This window comes from Streptomyces sp. NPDC026515 (genome assembly GCF_055567595.1).
In genome coordinates this window covers 246756-264245 of record NZ_JBVHQD010000007.1, presented here as the reverse complement: position 1 = coordinate 264245, position 17490 = coordinate 246756, and the positions used below count along the sequence as shown (strand labels likewise).

Annotated in this window: 15 protein-coding genes and 1 tRNA gene; 4 read left to right on the top strand and 12 right to left on the bottom strand. The window is 69.7% G+C overall.

Features of this window, described 5'->3' with window-relative positions:
* Positions 1-92: 92 nt before the first annotated feature.
* Positions 93-1529: a pyruvate kinase gene (gene pyk, locus ACZ4O3_RS16610; protein WP_467722658.1), complete on the top strand. Its 1437-nt coding sequence runs from the start codon at positions 93-95 to the stop codon at positions 1527-1529.
* Between the two features lie 16 nt (positions 1530-1545).
* Here the strand turns inward: pyk and ACZ4O3_RS16605 are convergent, their stop codons facing one another.
* Complete coding sequence (locus tag ACZ4O3_RS16605) at positions 1546-2223, bottom strand: helix-turn-helix domain-containing protein (RefSeq protein ID WP_467722656.1); 678 nt, start codon at positions 2221-2223, stop codon at positions 1546-1548.
* A 106-nt stretch (positions 2224-2329) separates the two neighbouring features.
* Positions 2330-2404 (bottom strand) — tRNA-Leu (locus tag ACZ4O3_RS16600).
* 100 nt (positions 2405-2504) lie between these two features.
* Between ACZ4O3_RS16600 and ACZ4O3_RS16595 the strand changes: the two genes are divergently transcribed.
* On the top strand, positions 2505-3161 hold the full coding sequence (locus ACZ4O3_RS16595) for an ANTAR domain-containing response regulator (protein ID WP_362722767.1): 657 nt from the start codon (positions 2505-2507) through the stop codon (positions 3159-3161).
* 74 nt (positions 3162-3235) lie between these two features.
* Here the strand turns inward: ACZ4O3_RS16595 and ACZ4O3_RS16590 are convergent, their stop codons facing one another.
* From ACZ4O3_RS16590 to ACZ4O3_RS16550, 9 genes are all read right to left on the bottom strand, one after another.
* Positions 3236-3952 carry an ABC transporter ATP-binding protein gene (locus ACZ4O3_RS16590; RefSeq protein ID WP_362722770.1) on the bottom strand — a complete coding sequence of 239 codons (717 nt, stop codon included), beginning with the start codon at positions 3950-3952 and terminating at the stop codon, positions 3236-3238.
* Complete coding sequence (locus ACZ4O3_RS16585) at positions 3949-4860, bottom strand: ABC transporter ATP-binding protein (protein ID WP_467722853.1); 912 nt, start codon at positions 4858-4860, stop codon at positions 3949-3951. The genes ACZ4O3_RS16590 and ACZ4O3_RS16585 overlap by 4 nt, the downstream gene beginning before the upstream one ends.
* A gap of 5 nt (positions 4861-4865) precedes the next feature.
* Positions 4866-6716, bottom strand: coding sequence for a branched-chain amino acid ABC transporter permease (locus ACZ4O3_RS16580; protein WP_362722773.1), 1851 nt, complete (start codon positions 6714-6716; stop codon positions 4866-4868).
* A 5-nt stretch (positions 6717-6721) separates the two neighbouring features.
* On the bottom strand, positions 6722-7654 hold the full coding sequence (locus tag ACZ4O3_RS16575) for a branched-chain amino acid ABC transporter permease (protein WP_362722776.1): 933 nt from the start codon (positions 7652-7654) through the stop codon (positions 6722-6724).
* Between the two features lie 114 nt (positions 7655-7768).
* Positions 7769-9007: a branched-chain amino acid ABC transporter substrate-binding protein gene (locus ACZ4O3_RS16570; RefSeq protein WP_362731870.1), complete on the bottom strand. Its 1239-nt coding sequence runs from the start codon at positions 9005-9007 to the stop codon at positions 7769-7771.
* 302 nt (positions 9008-9309) lie between these two features.
* A complete protein-coding gene (locus ACZ4O3_RS16565; RefSeq protein WP_467722653.1) occupies positions 9310-9903 on the bottom strand; it encodes a Tat pathway signal sequence domain protein in 594 nt (197 codons plus the stop codon).
* Positions 9900-10295, bottom strand: a complete 396-nt coding sequence (locus ACZ4O3_RS16560) for a hypothetical protein (RefSeq protein WP_467722652.1) — start codon at positions 10293-10295, stop codon at positions 9900-9902. Before ACZ4O3_RS16560 ends, ACZ4O3_RS16565 begins: the two co-directional genes overlap by 4 nt.
* 82 nt (positions 10296-10377) lie before the next feature.
* Positions 10378-10863, bottom strand: coding sequence for a PaaI family thioesterase (locus tag ACZ4O3_RS16555; protein WP_362724014.1), 486 nt, complete (start codon positions 10861-10863; stop codon positions 10378-10380).
* A gap of 88 nt (positions 10864-10951) precedes the next feature.
* Positions 10952-13246, bottom strand: a complete 2295-nt coding sequence (locus ACZ4O3_RS16550; protein WP_467722650.1) for an FdhF/YdeP family oxidoreductase — start codon at positions 13244-13246, stop codon at positions 10952-10954.
* Positions 13247-13444: 198 nt separating this feature from the next.
* On the opposite strand from ACZ4O3_RS16550, the gene polA reads away from it, so the two are divergent.
* Positions 13445-16171, top strand: coding sequence for a DNA polymerase I (gene polA, locus ACZ4O3_RS16545; RefSeq protein ID WP_467722648.1), 2727 nt, complete (start codon positions 13445-13447; stop codon positions 16169-16171).
* Between the two features lie 140 nt (positions 16172-16311).
* Positions 16312-16683, top strand: coding sequence for a hypothetical protein (locus ACZ4O3_RS16540; protein WP_362724006.1), 372 nt, complete (start codon positions 16312-16314; stop codon positions 16681-16683).
* On the opposite strand, the gene ACZ4O3_RS16535 is transcribed toward ACZ4O3_RS16540, so the two are convergent.
* On the bottom strand, positions 16619-17458 hold the full coding sequence (locus ACZ4O3_RS16535; protein WP_467722646.1) for a DUF4184 family protein: 840 nt from the start codon (positions 17456-17458) through the stop codon (positions 16619-16621). The two genes, ACZ4O3_RS16540 and ACZ4O3_RS16535, sit on opposite strands and share 65 nt — an antisense overlap.
* Between the last annotated feature and the right edge of the window lie 32 nt (positions 17459-17490).

Sequence of the window (17490 nt, the reverse complement as noted above, 5' to 3'; positions counted from 1 at the left end):
TTCAACACTTGTCAATAGGCCTTCACGCAAAGGTTGTTGGGTCGTCATACGCGACCAATTCTCTACCCGCCGGTAAGGCCTAGGCTCGAAGCATGCGCCGAGCAAAGATCGTCTGTACTCTGGGGCCCGCCACCGACTCGTACGACCAGATCAAGGCCCTGGTCGAGGCCGGAATGGACGTCGCCCGGTTCAACCTCAGCCACGGCAGCTACGCCGAGCACGAGGAGCGCTACCAGCGCGTCCGCAAGGCCTCCGACGAGACCGGCCGCAGCGTCGGAATGCTCGCCGACCTTCAAGGTCCGAAGATCCGCCTCGGCCACTTCACCGAGGGGCCGGTACTACTCGAACGCGGCGACACCTTCGTCATCACGGTCGAAGAAGGCGCCGAGGGCGACCGTCGGCAGTGCGGCACGACCTACGCCGGCCTCGCCGACGACGTCACCCCCGGTGAGCGCGTGCTCGTCGACGACGGCAAGGTCTGCCTGGAAGTCACCCACGTCGACGGTCCCCGGGTGCACACCACCGTCGTCGAAGGCGGCATGATCTCCGACCACAAGGGCCTCAACCTCCCCGGCGTCGCCGTCTCCGTCCCGGCCCTCTCCGACAAGGACGAGGCCGACCTGCGATGGGCACTGCGCACCGGCTTCGACGTGATCGCCCTCTCCTTCGTGCGTACCGGCCGCGACGTCGAGGACGTCCACCGCATCATGGCCGAGGAGGGCCGCCGCCTCCCGGTCATCGCCAAGGTGGAGAAGCCGCAGGCCGTCGAGAACATCGACTCCATCGTGGCCGCCTTCGACGGCATCATGGTCGCCCGCGGCGACCTCGGCGTCGAGATGCCCCTGGAACAGGTACCGATCGTCCAGAAGCGCGCCGTCAAACTGGCCAGGCGCAACGCCAAGCCGGTCATCGTCGCCACCCAGATGCTCGACTCCATGATCGAGAACTCCCGGCCCACCCGCGCCGAGGCCTCCGACGTCGCCAACGCGGTCATCGACGGCACCGACGCGGTGATGCTCTCCGGCGAGACCAGCGTCGGCAAGTACCCCGTCGAGACCGTCCGCACCATGGCGAAGATCGTCGAAGCCGCCGAGGAGGACATCCTCGCCAGGGGGCTGCCGCCACTGACCGAGAACAACAAGCCCCGCACCCAGGGCGGCGCGGTCGCCCGGGCCGCCGCCGAGATGGGCGACTTCCTCGGCGCGAAGTTCCTGGTCGCCTTCACCCAGTCCGGAGACACCGTCCGCCGGCTCTCCCGCTACCGCTCCCCGATCCCGCTGCTCGCCTTCACCCCGGAACCGGCCACGCGTTCCCAGCTCAACCTGACCTGGGGCGTGGAGACGTTCCTCGGCCCGCACGTCGACTCGACGGACAAGATGGTCGACCAGGTGGACGAACTGCTGCTGAAGCACGGCCACTGCCGCAAGGGCGATGTCGTGGTCATCACGGCGGGCTCCCCGCCCGGCGTCTCCGGCTCGACCAACATGGTCCGCGTCCACCACATCGGCGAGGACGACAGCCCCAAGTAGTACCGGTGGGTCCCTGTCAGTGTTTGGGGCCGACGTGGGTGTCCATGAGGGCCACGGAGGCCCTGCGTGCGATGGAGACGTTGAACGGGTTGTTCCCGCGGGCGAGCGTCGTCCACTCGACGCCGACCCGGTCGAGTGTGTCGGTGAAGAGCTTGCGGATGTCGTCGGACTTGTTGGAGAAGAAGTAGCGCGGGTATTCGTACCGCCTGCGCTCACCGGCGACGATGCGGGTCGTCCAGTCGGTGATGCGGCAGCCGTCGGAATGGACGAGGCCGCGGACGAACTCCCAGGGGTGGGCGTCGACGATCGCCTGCTGCCAGGGTGCGAGGACGATGGGGCGCTCGTGTTTGAGGTTGACGCCCGCGGCGGGCTGCACTGTCTTGATGGCGTCGCGGCACAGTTCGATGAGCCCTGGCCAGGCGTCGGCGCAGGCGATCCGCAGGTAGTGACCAGTGCCGCGTGGGTGGGTGCTGATGCAGCCGTCGCCGAGGTAGAGGCCCAGCAGGTAGGAGTACGCGCGTTCGTCGGCGGGCGGTCCGGGGCCTGGAGCCGTCACGCGGGGGAGCGGCTCAAGACGGTGTTGCCACGCGCGAATCGCGGCCCGGGACACTCCCGTCTCCTTGCTGACGGAGTTCAGGCTTCGGCCCTGAGCCACCAGTGCCAGAGTTCGCTTGCGTGTGCTGACGTCGTACATGAGGCCACTGTGAGAGGAGGTCCGCGGTGACACGCGGCAAAAAGACGAGGTCCACGCGTACGTGATCCTCCGTTTGAATCCCGTGACCTTGGAAAATAAGGAAAAGTGCCCCGGGTCGGACTCGAACCGACACTGTACGGGTTTTGAATCCGTTGCCTGCTGCCAATTGGGCTACCGGGGCTCGAAGAATCAAAGGTCGTACCCGACCCTCCGCGCGTCCACCTTACCGCAGCTAGGTAGGCTCTTGTCAGCAGTAGCCCTGCCCTGAACGAGGAGCCCCCGTGACCGCCGCCGAGTCGCCCAAGCCAGTCGACGTACCCGACGACGACAAGTCGCACGTGCCTCCGCTGACGACACGTGTCGTCATCGCCGAGGACGAGGCCCTGATCCGGCTCGATCTCAAAGAGATGCTGGAGGAGGAGGGGTACAGCGTCGTCGGCGAGGCCGGTGACGGTGAGCAGGCCGTCGAACTCGCCCGCGAGCACCGCCCCGACCTGGTCATCCTGGACGTCAAGATGCCGAAGCTGGACGGCATCTCCGCGGCCGAGAAGATCGCCGCGGAGTCCATCGCCCCGGTCCTGATGCTCACCGCGTTCTCGCAGCGCGACCTGGTCGAGCGGGCGCGGGACGCCGGCGCGATGGCGTACCTCGTCAAGCCGTTCAGCAAGAGCGACGTGGTGCCCGCGATCGAGATGGCGGTCTCCCGCTTCACCGAGATGAAGGAGCTGGAGAAGGAGGTCGCCGACCTCACCCTGCGTCTGGAGACCCGCAAGCTGGTCGACCGGGCGAAGTCCATCCTGCAGACGGAGTACGGGCTGAGCGAGCCGGCGGCGTTCCGCTGGATCCAGAAGACGTCGATGGACCGTCGTATGTCGATGCAGCAGGTCGCGGAGGCGGTCATCGTGGACAGCGACGAGAAGAAGTCCGGCAAGGGCTGACGACCTCCCGTAACGGCACCGAGGCCCGCGCTCCGGAGAAGGGAGCGCGGGCCTCGGCGTATCGAAGCGGGGTGTCAGTCCTCGCCGAGGTAGGCCTTGCGGACGGACTCGTCGTGCAGCAGGTCCTGGCCGGTTCCCGACAGGACGATGTTGCCGACCTCCATGACGTGTCCCTGGTCGGCCAGTGAGAGCGCCGCCTGGGCGTTCTGCTCGACCAGCAGGATCGTCGTCCCCTGGGACTTCAGTTCCGCGATGGTCGCCATGATCTTCTGCATCATGATCGGCGAGAGTCCCATGGACGGCTCGTCCAGCATCAGCAGCTTGGGCTGGGACATGAGCGCCCGTCCCATCGCGAGCATCTGCTGCTCGCCGCCGGAGAGGGTGCCGGCGGCCTGCTTGCGCCGTTCCCCGAGGATCGGGAACAGGTCGTAGGCGCGCTGGATGTCCTTCTCGATGCCCGGCTTGTCGCTGCGCAGGAAGGCGCCGAGGCGCAGGTTGTCCTCGATGGTCATGCGCGGGAAGATGTGCCGGCCCTCGGGGGAGTGGGCGAGGCCCAGCGAGACGATGTTGTGCGCCGGGATCTTCTTGAGCGACTTGCCGTTGAACCGGATCTGTCCGCCGACCGGCTTGAGCAGTCCGGACAGGGTGCGCAGGGTCGTGGTCTTGCCGGCGCCGTTGGTGCCGATCAGGGTGACGACCTGGCCGGCCTCGACCTTGAAGGAGATGCCTTTGACGGCCTCGATCTTGCCGTAGGCGACTCGCAGGTCCTCGACTTCGAGCAGTGCGGTCATCGGTCGTTCTCCTTGCCGGGCGCGGCGTCGGTCGGGGACTCGGCGTTCGCCTCGGCCGTCTCGACCTCGGCGGCTTCCTCGTCGCCGGGCGCGTTCTCGAACGGTTCGCCGAGGTAGGCGGCGATGACGCGGTCGTCGCCCTGCACGGTGGCGCTGTCGCCCTCGACGAGTTTCTCGCCCTGTACGAGGACGGCGACGCGGTCGCAGAGGTTGAAGATGAAGCGCATGTCGTGCTCGATGACGAGGACGGCGATGCCCTTGTCGCGGATCTTGAAGACCAGTTCTTCGGTGGTCCGGGTCTCCTGGGGGTTCATTCCGGCCGTGGGCTCGTCGAGGAGCAGCAGTCCGGGCTCGCTGGCGAGGGCGCGGGCGATCTCGAGTTTGCGCTGCTCGCCGTAGGGGAGGTTGCGGGCCAGGTGTTCGGCCTTGTGTTCCAGGCCGACGAATTCCAGGAGTTCCATGGCGCGGGCCCGTGAGGCCGCTTCGGCGCGGTGGAAGCCGGGGCCGCGCAGGAGTGCGGACCACAGGCCTTCCTTGGTACGGGTGTGCCGGCCGACCAGGACGTTCTCCAGGACGGTCATGTTGGCGAAGAGCCGGATGTTCTGGAAGGTGCGGGCGATGCCGGCGGCGGTGACCTTGAAGGACTTCGGCGGCAGTACCTGGCCCTTGTAGCGGACTTCGCCCTCGGTGGGGATGTAGAGGCCGGTCAGGCAGTTGAAGAAGGTGGTCTTGCCGGCTCCGTTGGGGCCGATCAGGCCGACGATCTCGCCGCTGTTGACGGTGAGGTCGACGTTGCGTACGGCGGTGAGGCCGCCGAAGCGCATGGTCACGCCGCGTGCGTCGAGCACGGTCTGGCCGGGGTCGGTGGCGCCGGGGGTGGTGTCCTGGACGGTGGTGTCGGTGGTCATCGTGGTCACGCCCCTGCCTTGGTGAGGACGGCGGGCGCTTCGGCCTCTTCGTGGAATTCGAGCTGGCGGCGCCGGTTGGGGATGAGGCCCTCGGGGCGGAAGCGCATCAGGAGGATGAGTGCCACGCCGAAGGCGAAGAGCTGGTAGTCGCCGAGGAACTGCAGCTTGGCCGGGATCAGGTAGAGCAGGGAGGCGCCGACCAGGGGGCCGGAGATGGTGCCCATGCCGCCGAGGACGACCGCGGCGAGCAGGAAGGCCGAGTTGGGCGGGACGACGTAGGCGAACTGGTACTGCTCGGGGGTCACCGTGTAGGTGACGTGTGCCTGGACCGAGCCGGAGAGGCCGGCGAGGCAGGCGCCGAGGGCGAAGGCGATGAGCTTGACACGGAAGCCGTTGATGCCCATGGCGAGTGCGGCGGTCTCGTCCTCGCGGATGGCGACCCAGGCGCGGCCGATGCGGGAGTCGCTGCTGCGCCGGAAGACGATGACCACGATGAGCGTGATGATCAGCATCAGGAGCAGGTAGTTGGCGAAGCGGCCGATGGTGGAGCCGAGGATCTGGTGTTCGGCGCCGAAGTCGAAGCCGAGGATGTCCAGGTTCGGGATGGACGAGATGCCGTTGGAGCCGTTGGTGACGTCGGGGCCGGAGGTGCCGTCCAGGTTGAGGACGGTGATGCGGAAGATCTCACCGAAGCCGAGGGTGACGATGGCGAGGTAGTCGCCGCGCAGTCGCAGGGTCGGTGCGCCGATGATGACGCCGAAGATCATTGCGACGGCGGCGCCGAGCAGTGCGGAGGCCCAGAAGGGCCACTGCACGTGCAGGGGGGAGGAGGGCGAGCCGGAGACCAGGGCGGCGGTGTAGGCGCCGACGCCGAGGAAGGCGACGTAGCCGAGGTCGAGGAGGCCGGCGAGGCCGACGACGATGTTCAGGCCGAGTGCGACGGTGGCGAAGATCAGGATGTAGACGCCGATGGTCGCGTACTGGTCGTTGGACTGGGTGAACGGGAAGGCCGCGGCGGCCAGGAAGGCGCCGGTCATGGTGATGTTCCGGTGCTTCGCGGTGATCGCCGAGACCTGGGCCACGATCCCGGCCTTGGAGAGGGCGGCGAAGCCGAAGCCGGCCGTGATGAGGAAGCCGATGAACAGTTCGTCGTAGGACGTGCCGACGCCGTAGCTGAAGACGATCAGGCCGACGGCCATGGCGGCGACGATCACCAGGATCTCGGCCCAGGCGGCCATGGGGCGGGCCGGGGCGGGGGTCTTGGCGGCGAAGGACGCGCGGAAGGTGTTCCAGTTCTGGCGGGTGTTGTGCCGGAACAGTTCCCAGCCGGTGTCGTCGGGGTCGACCGGGTCGGGTTCGGGCCGTTCGAACGGCAGGGACATCGCGCCGATCAGGGCGGCGAGGGTGGCGATCGCGACGACGAAGCCGCCGGGGTCGAGGTTCACCACGCCGCCGAGTTCGTCGCTGATGGCGATGACGGTGTACCAGGCGGTGGCGAAGGTGCCGAGCGCGGCCATCTTCAGTGCGCTGTCGGCGCTGCCGGGCGTCAGCGCGCCGAGGCCTTTGACGCCGTAGGAGGCGAGGCCGAACAGGGTGGTGAGGAGGCCGCCGATCAGGACGAGGACCTGCAGGCCGCCCGGGTAGCCGTAGACCGTGAGGTCGCCGGGGAAGGCGGAGGTCCAGGTCCAGGACATGAACGTGGAGATGACGGCGAGGGCGCCGCCGCCGGTGGCGAGGGCCCGGCCCAGCGGGGTGGGCAGGCCGATGAGGCCGGTCGCGGCGGGTGCGGAGGTGTTCTCGGTCGTCGGGGTCCCCGGGGTCTCGGGGGTCTCGGATGTGGTGGTCTCTGTGGTCATCGGTGTCACGCCCTGTCCGCGACGCGTTCGCCGAGCAGACCTTGTGGTCTGAACAGCAGTACGAGGATGAGGAGTACGAACGCCCAGACGTCGGCCCAGGACTGGCTGCCGAACTGACCCATGCCGGGGATGTCCGAGATGTAGGCGGTCGACAGGGCTTCGGCGACGCCGAGGACGAGTCCGCCGAGCATGGCGCCGTAGATGTTGCCGATGCCGCCGAGGACGGCCGCGGTGAAGGCCTTCAGGCCAAGCAGGAAGCCCATCTTGAAGTCGATCTGGCCGTACTTGAGGCCGTAGGCGACGCCGCCGACGGCGGCGAAGGCGGCGCCGAGGGCGAACGCGATCACGATGATGCGGTCGGTGTTGACGCCCATGAGCTTCGCGGTGTCCGGGTCCTGGGCGGTGGCCTGCATGCCCCGGCCGGTGCGGGTGCGCATCACGAAGTAGGCGAGGAAGGCCATGCTGAGCGGGGCCACGACCACCAGGAAGATGTCACCGGTCTGGATGGTGACGTTGCCGATGTCGAAGGGGCCGCCCGGGATGGTCGGGAAGGTCCGGGCGGACTTCGCCTCGGGGTACCAGGCCCACACCGCCTGCTGGAGGGCCAGGGAGAGGCCGATGGCGGTGATGAGGGGGGCGAGACGCGGGGCGGTGCGCAGCGGCCGGTAGGCGAACCGTTCCGCTCCGACGGCGACCAGGGTGGCGACGATGATTGCTCCCACCAGCATCAGCGGGAGAGCTATCCACATCGAGGTGCCGCCGGGCAGTACGTACGCGTAGACCGTGAGCGCGCCGAAGGCGCCGGTCATGAAGATCTCGCCGTGGGCGAAGTTGATGAGCTGGACGATGCCATAGACCATCGTGTAGCCGATGGCGACCAGCCCGTACATGGATCCCAGTAGCAGGCCGTTGACCAGCTGCTGCGGCAGTTCGTTCACCGCATGTCCTCCGAGACGTTCGGATAAGTTCGACGGATGAGGCCGGATGCGAGTCCGCGCGGGGCGCCAGTGGAACAGCGCCCCGCGCGGCTCGGTGCTGCGTACGGGTGAGGGTCAGCTGCTCGGCGTGTACGTGCCCGAGGTAGCGGCCTTCCAGGCCCCGCCGGTGACCTTGTAGACGGTGAGCTGCTTGTTGGTAGCGTCACCGTACTCGTCGAAGGAGACCTTGCCGGTCACGCCGTCGAAGGAGACGTTCTGGACCGCGGCGGTGATCTTGGCGCGGGCGTCGGACGGCAGCTTGCCGCCGTTGTCGTCGACGACCTTCTTCACGGCCTCGATGATGGACCAGGCCGAGTCGTAGGAGTAGCCGCCGTAGGCGCCGTAGGCCTCCGTGTAGCCGCCCGCCTTGTAGTTGGCGACGAACTCCTTGGCGGAGTCGAGGGTCTCGACCGGGGCGCCGACGGAGGTGGCCATGTCGCCGGTGGCGGCGGTGCCCGCCAGCTTGATGAAGTCGTCGGCGTAGATGCCGTCACCGCCGACCAGCGGGATCTTGGCGCCGGCGGCCTTGAGCTGCTTGCTCAGCGGGCCGGCCTGCGGGTACTCGCCGCCGTAGTAGACCACGGTGGCGCCCGAGTTCTTCACCTTGGTGACGACCGCGGAGTAGTCCTTGGAGTCGGGGTTGATGTGCTCGGTGCCGACCACCTTGCCGCCGAGCTTCTTGAACTCGTCGGTGAAGGTGGCGGCGAGGCCGGCGCCGTAGGTCTTCTTGTCGTCGATGATGAAGGCCTTGGTCAGCTTCGCCGTGTTGTACACGTACTGCGCGGCGTAGGGGCCCTGGATGGCGTCCGTGGTCGCGGTACGGAAGTACGACTTGTACGGACGCGTCTTCGTCGTCTGCCAGTTGTCGCCCTGGGTCAGCGCCGGGTTGGTGTTGGCCGGGGAGACCTCGACCAGCTTCGCGTCGTCGAAGACCTTCTGCATCGACTGGGCGACGGAGGAGTTCAGCGGGCCGACCACGCCGTAGACGTTGTTGTCGCTGACGAACGCGGAGGCGTTGGCCTGGCCGGAGGACGGCTGGGCCTGGTCGTCCTTGGCCTCGATCTTGAAGGTGACGCCGTCGACGTACTTCTTCTTGTTGGCCTGCTTGACCGCGAGGTCGACGGAGTTCTTGATGCCCAGGCCGAGCGCGGACAGGTCGCCGGTCAGCGGGGCGTCGACGCCGATGGTGACCGTGGTGCCACCACTGCCCGAGTCGGAGCCCTTGTCGCCGCTGTCGCGCGAGCCGCAGGCCGTGAGGGTGAGTGCTCCCGCTGCCAGAGCTGCGGTGATGGCGATGAGCGAACGTTGACGCACGATCAGTCCTTTCCCCTGAACAACCGCATCCCCGTGGAGACGGTCGAGTCGCGCGCCCTGTCGAAGTGAACATTCCGACGGCGCCGTGACTGGCCGTGACTCTAAGCGGGCTTGGGGAACGTGGAGGAGGGTCTGACCGATGCTGTGACGCTCTTGTTATGACACGAGGTAATGCAGAGCGGTACATGGTGTCGAGAAGAGTGGAATTCAGGCCGATTCGCTCCGTCCGCATGGTGAGAACCCGCAGGACCCGCCGTAATCCGATCAGGCGTCTCAGGGCTTTTGGTAATTACTTGAAGCGCTTACCGGCCGTTGCTGCAGGCGACTTTCAGGGCCCGTGACAGGTGTTGTGCGTAGCGGGTCCCCAGGATGAAACTCTGGACTTGTATTGCGCGCGTATTACGCAGAGTTACGTCCAGGAAAGGAAGTCCGGCTTCCTTCGGAACCGTCGCACAGTCGGTCACGTGCATGGTTATCGTGATGTCGCGCGGTGTGCCCGCCTTCGTCCGGAAGGGTGCGCGGGGCGTCTCGGTCAGTGAGAGACCGGCGTAGGGCTGGCTGATCCGGTCCGCGGTGACCGGCGGTCCCTCCAGGACGCTCATCCGCACCGCGAAGCTGAAGCTGCGGGTCGGGGCGCCGGGCGGGGTGACCCGGTCGCCCAGGAACGTGAACGCCACCGTCTGCGCGGGGTAAGGGACTTCGGGCGGTGGCGGGTCGTGCGGCCGGGTCGCGTAGAGGTACCCGCCGCCGGACAGCACGGCGGCGGCCGCGGCCAGGGCGAGGGCCGCGCGGCGGCGGCCGGGGTGCGGGGGAGGGGCGGCCGCGGGTCCGGGGAGCTCCAGGCCGTGGGTGCCCTCGCCCGGCTCCACGGGGCCGATGCCGGTCGCTTCGCTCACTGCCAGGGGCCTCCCGTCGGTACGCCGTCGCGGTACCGCTCGGTGCAGGCGGAGCGCGACCGGCGGTCCGTCAACCGGTGTGCGGCAGAGGCTCCCTGACGGCGCCTCACGGCCCGTGCGGCGTCGACGATGTCCCGGAGGATCTCGTACTGGCCGTTGGAGAGCCCCATCGACTGGTAGTCGCCGTAGGTGCCGCTGTCGAGCACCTCGCGCGCCCAGTGCGCGACGATCGCGGCGCACAGGGCGGCGTCCGAGGTCGCCGCGGCCGATGCCGAGGGGGACGTGGAGCCCGCGGCGGCGGGAGCGGGGGTGGTGCCGCAGCCGGTCAGCAGAACGAGTCCGAGACCCAGTGCGGTCGCTCCACCCGGCAGGGTGCCTCCTCGCCGTCCCATGCGCCGAAGGTAAGGGCGGGGACGGCGGGGAGCAATGGGCCCGTCGGCGACGGGCCCCGGCCCCGGGGCGGTGGCGGGCGGCTCAGCCCTGGACCGGGGAGGGGAGGGAGTCGCCCGTCAGCTCGCGCAGCAGACAGGTCAGGCGGGCCGTGCACACCCGGTGGCCCTCCGCGTCACTGATCACGATCTCGTACGTCGCCGTGGAACGCCCCCGGTGGACGGGTGTGGCCACGCCGGTGACCAGGCCGGAGCGGGCCCCGCGGTGATGCGTGCAGTTCAGGTCGACGCCGACCGCGATCTTCGAGCTGCCGCCGTGCAGCATCGACCCGACCGACCCCAGGGTCTCCGCCAGCACCGCGCTGGCCCCGCCGTGCAGGAGTCCGTACGGCTGGGTGTTGCCCTCCACCGGCATCGTGCCGACGACCCGGTCCGCGGAGGCCTCGAGGATCTGCACGCCCATCCGGGTGCCGAGGTGACCCGCCGAGAACAGGGCGGGCAGGTCGACACCGAGCGCGGCGTACTCGTCGATGACCTCCTGCGGGAACTTCACACGCTGCTGCTCGCCCATGGGCCGGCTCCGATCGTCGTACGGCTGTCTCGTCACTGAGCAAACGCTCAGTAGGCCGCCGATTCTTCCAGACGGCCCGAACGCCCGTTCAGTCCGCCGTGCTCTGCCGCGGCACACCGCCGACCAGGCGGACCACGACGGACTTGCTGGCCGGGGTGTTGCTGGTGTCGGCGGTCGCGTCGAGCGGCACCAGCACATTGGTCTCCGGGTAGTAAGCGGCCGCGCAGCCCCGGGCCGTCGGATAGAGCACCACCCGGAAGCCCGGCGCCCGCCGCTGCACGCCGTCCTTCCACTCGCTCACCAGGTCGACGTACGACCCGTCCGCCACACCCAGCGCCCGCGCGTCCTCCGGGTTCACCAGCACCACCCGGCGGCCGTTCCTGATGCCCCGGTAGCGGTCGTCCAGACCGTAGATCGTGGTGTTGTACTGGTCGTGCGAACGCAGCGTCTGCAACAGCAGCCGCCCCTCGGGCAGTTCGGGGTACTCCACGGGCGCCGCCGTGAAGTTCGCCTTGCCGGTGGCGGTCGGGAAGCGGCGCTCGTCGCGAGGGGCGTGCGGCAGCGCGAAGCCGCCCGGCTCGGCCACGCGCGCGTTGAAGTCCTCGAAACCGGGGATCACGCGCGCGATGCGGTCGCGGACCGTCGCGTAGTCCTTCTCGAACTCCTCCCAGGGGGTGGCGCTCCGCGCGCCGAGCACCCGGCGGGCGAGCCGGCACACGATCGCCGGCTCCGACAGCAGGTGCGGGCTCGCGGGGTCCAGGCGGCCGCGGGAGGCGTGCACCATGCCCATCGAGTCCTCGACGGTGACGAACTGCTCGCCGCTGTCCTGGAGATCACGCTCGGTGCGGCCGAGCGTCGGCAGGATCAGCGCCCGCGCGCCCGTCACGACGTGCGAGCGGTTGAGCTTCGTCGACACGTGCACGGTCAGCCGCGCCCGGCGCATCGCCGCCTCGGTGACCTCCGTGTCGGGGGTCGCGGAGACGAAGTTGCCGCCCATCGCGAAGAAGACCTTCGCCTCGCCGTCGCGCAGCGCGCGGATGGCCCGGACGACGTCGAAACCGTGCTCGCGCGGCGGCGCGAAGCCGAACTCCTTCTCCAGGGCGTCCAGGAACGCCGGGGCCGGGCGCTCGAATATGCCCATCGTGCGGTCGCCCTGCACGTTCGAGTGGCCGCGGACCGGGCACACGCCCGCGCCGGCACGGCCGATGTTGCCGCGCAGCAGCAGGAAGTTGACGACCTCCCGGATCGTCGGGACCGAGTGCTTGTGCTGGGTCAGACCCATGGCCCAGCACACGATGGTGCGCTCGGAGGCGAGCACCATGCGCAGCGCCTCCTCGATCTCCGCGCGGGTCAGACCGGTGGCGGCGAGCGTCTCGTCCCAGTCGGCGGCGCGGGCCGCCTCGGCGAACTCCTCGTACCCGTGGGTGTGCTCGCGCACGAACTCCTCGTCGACCGCTCCCTCGGTCTCCAGGATCATCCTGTTGAGGACCCGGAACAGGGCCTGGTCGCCGCCGATGCGGATCTGCAGGAACAGGTCGGTCAGCGCGGTGCCCTTGAGCATGCCCTGAGGGGTCTGCGGGTTCTTGAACCGCTCCAGGCCCGCCTCCGGGAGCGGATTGACACTGATGATCTTCGCGCCGTTGGCCTTGGCCTTCTCCAGTGCCGACAGCATCCGGGGATGGTTGGTCCCCGGGTTCTGCCCGGCCACGACGATCAGGTCCGCCTGGTAGAGGTCCTCGAGAAGGACGCTGCCCTTGCCGATGCCGATGGTCTCGCCGAGCGCCGAGCCCGAGGACTCGTGGCACATGTTGGAGCAGTCCGGCAGGTTGTTGGTGCCCAGCTCGCGTGCGAACAGCTGGTACAGGAACGCCGCCTCGTTGCTCGTGCGGCCCGAGGTGTAGAAGACGGCCTCGTCGGGGGAGGAGAGGGCGGCGATCTCCTCACCGATGATGTCGAAGGCACGGTCCCAGCCGACCGGCTCGTAGTGGTCGGCGCCCTCGGCGAGATACATGGGGTGGGTGAGCCGCCCCTGCTGGCCGAGCCAGTAGCCGCTGCGGTGGTGCAGGTCGGCGACCGAGTGCCCGGTGAAGAAATCGGGCGTGACCCGGCGCAGGGTGGCCTCCTCGGCCACCGCCTTGGCGCCGTTCTCGCAGAATTCGGCGGTGTGCCGGTGATCGGGCTCCGGCCAGGCGCAGCCGGGGCAGTCGAAGCCGTCCTTCTGATTGACCCGCAGCAGCGTCAGCGCGGTGCGCTTCACCCCCATCTGCTGCTGGGCGACGCGCAGAGTGTGCCCGACGGCCGGCAGCCCCGCCGCCGCGTGCTTCGGGTCGACGACCCGAGGCGCGTCCTGAACGGGATCCCCCTGGGGCGGCTTCGTCGCCATGACACGCACTCCCTCTACGCCAGCATCACTGCCCTGTGCAGCCGATCCTCGCACGCCCGGCCGACGTCGGCCGAAGGGGTGCGGCGGACGAGCACGCACGCTGTGCCCGACAGTGCCGGGCCCCAGGTCCCGCGCCGCGGCCACCGCGATCCGAACCGACGGCCCTCACTGTCAGTGCGGCGTGGCAGGATCGGGGGCGTGGCAGAGACAGCATCGAAGAAGACCGACCCGACCCCCAGCGGGACCCGTCCCCGGCTGATGCTCATGGACGGGCACTCGCTGGCCTACCGCGCGTTCTTCGCGCTGCCCGCGGAGAACTTCACGACCGCGACGGGCCAGCCGACGAACGCGATCTACGGCTTCGCGTCGATGCTGGCCAACACCCTGCGTGACGAGGCGCCCACGCACTTCGCGGTGGCCTTCGACGTCTCCCGCAAGACCTGGCGCTCGCAGGAGTTCACCGAGTACAAGGCGAACCGCTCCAAGACCCCGGACGAGTTCAAGGGCCAGGTCGAGCTGATCGGTGAGCTGCTGGACGCCATGCACGCGCAGCGCTTCGCCGTCGAGGGCTTCGAGGCCGACGACATCATCGCCACCCTTGCCACCCAGGCCGAGGCCGCCGGCTTCGAGGTCCTCATCGTCACCGGCGACCGGGACTCCTTCCAGCTGGTCACCGAACACACCACGGTGCTCTATCCGACCAAGGGCGTCTCCGAGCTGACCCGGTTCACCCCGGAGAAGGTGTTCGAGAAGTACGGCCTGACGCCCGCCCAGTACCCCGACTTCGCGGCCCTGCGGGGCGACCCGTCCGACAATCTCCCCGGCATCCCGGGCGTCGGCGAGAAGACGGCCGCGAAGTGGATCAACCAGTTCGGCTCCTTCGCCGAGCTGGTGGAGCGCGTCGACGAGGTGAAGGGCAAGGCCGGCCAGAACCTCCGCGACCACCTGGAGTCGGTCAAGCTCAACCGCCGGCTCACCGAGCTGGATCGCGCGGTCGAGCTGCCGAGGACGGTCGCCGACCTGGAGCGCGCGCCGTACGACCGCAAGAACGTCGCGATGATCCTGGACACCCTGGAGATCCGCAATCCGTCGCTGCGCGAGCGGCTCTACGCCGTCGACCCCGGTGCCGAGGAGGCCGAGTCCGCACCGGCCCCCGAGGCGGGCGTCGCGGTCGACGGCACCGTCCTCGGCACCGGCGAGCTGACCGGCTGGCTCACCGAGCACGGCACCGGTCTGCTCGGCGTCGCCACTGTCGACACCTGGGCGCTCGGCACCGGATCGGTCGCCGAGGTCGCGCTGGCCGCCGCCCAGGGCGCGGCCGCCTGGTTCGACCCCGCCGAACTGGACGAGGCCGACGAGAGGGCGTGGACGGCCTGGCTGGCCGACGCGGCGCGGCCCAAGGTCTTCCACAACGCCAAGGGCGCCATGCGGGTCTTCGCCGAGCACGGCTGGAGCGTCGACGGCGTCACCATGGACACCGCGCTCGCCGCCTACCTGGTCAAACCCGGCCGCCGCTCCTTCGACCTGGACGCGCTGACCCTGGAGTACCTGCACCGCGAGCTGGCCCCGGCCGCCGCGGCCGACGGCCAGCTGGCGTTCGGCGCGGACGACGGCGCCGAGGCCGACGCCCTGATGATCCAGGCCCGCGCCATCCTCGACCTGGGGGAGGCCTTCGAGGGCCGGCTCCAGGAGGTCGGCGCGGCGGACCTGCTCCGTGACATGGAGCTGCCCACCTCCGTCCTCCTCGCCCGCATGGAGCGGCACGGCATCGCGGCCGACCGCACGCATCTCGAAGCGATGGAGCAGATGTTCGCGGGCGCGGTCCAGCAGGCCGTGAAGGAGGCACACGCGGCCGCCGGGCACGAGTTCAACCTGGGCTCGCCCAAGCAGCTCCAGGAGGTCCTCTTCGGTGAGCTGGCGCTGCCCAAGACCAAGAAGACCAAGACCGGTTACACCACCGACGCCGACGCGCTGGCCTGGCTGGCCGACCAGACCGAGAACGAACTGCCGGTGATCATGCTCCGCCACCGTGAGCAGGCCAAGCTCCGGGTGACGGTCGAGGGCCTGATCAAGACGGTGGCGGCGGACGGCCGTATCCACACCACGTTCAACCAGACGGTGGCCGCGACCGGCCGGCTCTCCTCCACCGACCCCAACCTTCAGAACATCCCGGTCCGTACCGACGAGGGCCGGGCGATCCGCCGGGGCTTCGTGGTCGGCGAGGGGTTCGAGTCGCTGATGACGGCCGACTACAGCCAGATCGAACTGCGGGTGATGGCCCACCTCTCCGAGGACGAGGGCCTGATCGAGGCGTTCACCTCCGGCGAGGACCTGCACACCACGGTCGCCTCGCAGGTGTTCTCCGTCGACGGCCCGGCCGTCGACGCGGAGATGCGCCGCAAGATCAAGGCGATGTCGTACGGCCTCGCCTACGGACTGTCGGCGTTCGGCCTCTCCCAGCAGCTGAACATCGACGCGGGCGAGGCCCGCGCCCTGATGGACACCTACTTCGAGCGGTTCGGCGGCGTCCGTGACTACCTGCGCCGGGTGGTCGACGAGGCACGGGCGACCGGCTACACGGCGACGCTCTTCGGCCGCCGCCGCTACCTCCCCGACCTCAACAGCGACAACCGCCAGCGCCGCGAGGCGGCCGAGCGGATGGCTCTCAACGCGCCCATCCAGGGCACCGCGGCGGACATCGTCAAGCTGGCCATGCTGAAGGTGGACGGCGCGCTGCGCGCGGCGGACCTGAACTCCCGGATGCTCCTGCAGGTGCACGACGAAATCGTCCTGGAGATCGCCCCCGGCGAGCGCACCGAGGTGGAGGCGGTCCTGCGCCGCGAGATGGCCGACGCGGTCCGCCTCAGGGCCCCGCTGGACGTCTCGGTCGGCGTGGGCCCGGACTGGGAATCGGCCGCCCACTAGCCTTTGGCGGTCCCCCGCGCGGGGGACCGCCGTTGCACCGGTATGGGTGCGGCGGCGCCCGCCCCGCGCCGCACCCCGGCCGTCACTCAGCTGGACCCCGTCAGAACGCCCCCGCACCGGGCAGCGGCAAGGATGCGGGCATGGGTATACGCATGCTTCACGGCCGGACGCCCCAGACCAGGCCCCCGGCCAAGGCCCGCTCCGCCGCGGCGCAGGTCACGGCGGTCCCGTCGGCCCCGGCCATGGCACCCGGCGCCAGCTCCGCCCGCATCCCCACCGACCTCGTCCTCACCGTGCGCAAAGCGGTCGCCCGCCTCCGGCGCAGGCTCCGCACCCGCCCCCGGCCACGTCAGTGGCTCGATCTCGTCCGCAGCTATCTCGCGCTGCTCCTCAGCGCACTCCCCGGCCCCCGCCGCCCCCGCACCATGACCGTGTTCGTGGCGACCCTCACCGAACGGCCGAAGGACTCCGGCGCACATTCCCGGCCACCGGCGCCGGACGCCACACCCTGACCGTCACGGCGTACCCCAGCACCCCGAGCAGCAGCCCGGCACCCCCTCCGAAGAGCACGGTGGGCAGCAGCTCCCAGGACTTCGCCGTCGAACCCCAGTAGGCCCACCACCGCGTCGCCCGCTGCACCGCGGCGACCAACGCGCAGCCCGCGATCCCCGCCCCCGCCCACCACCGGTCCCGGGCGGACAGCGGCGGCACCCCCACCGGCTCCCCGGCCCGGGCCCGCCGCAGCGCACGGAGCACGAACACGGCGAGCACGACCGCGGCCACCGCCGAAGTGCCGTACTGGAGCAGGGTGTAGAGCGGAACACCCGCCACGGTCCGGCCGATCGCGGGGATCAGCCGGGTCCCCCAGCGGTCGTGGTGCGTGAACGCGTCCCAGACGACATGGGTGAGCGCGCCGAGCACGGCGCAGACGTACCACCGGACCGCGACGCGCAGACCGGCACGCGTCCGTGGCGCCCCGCAGCGCAGCAGAGCCGCCGGGCGCCCCTGCCGGGCCCGGGGCAGCAGCGCCACGAGCGGCTCCCGCACCAGCACCCACACACCCACCAGCGCCCACGAGAAGAGCACGTCCACGGTGAGGACCCCGGTGAAGGAGTGCGTGAACGTGCCGAACTCCATCGCCTCCGGCACCGCGCTCGCCGCGTAGTAGGTGAGGTCGGGGGAGAAGGACCCGGCGAAGAGCACCGCCGGTACCAGCCGCCCGCGCCCGGTGCCGTCGCCGCGCACGACGGGCAGGACGGCGGCGGCGTGGCTGAGAGTGAACGGCACCCGGTCTCCCTGGAGCAGTCGTCGGCCCGAAG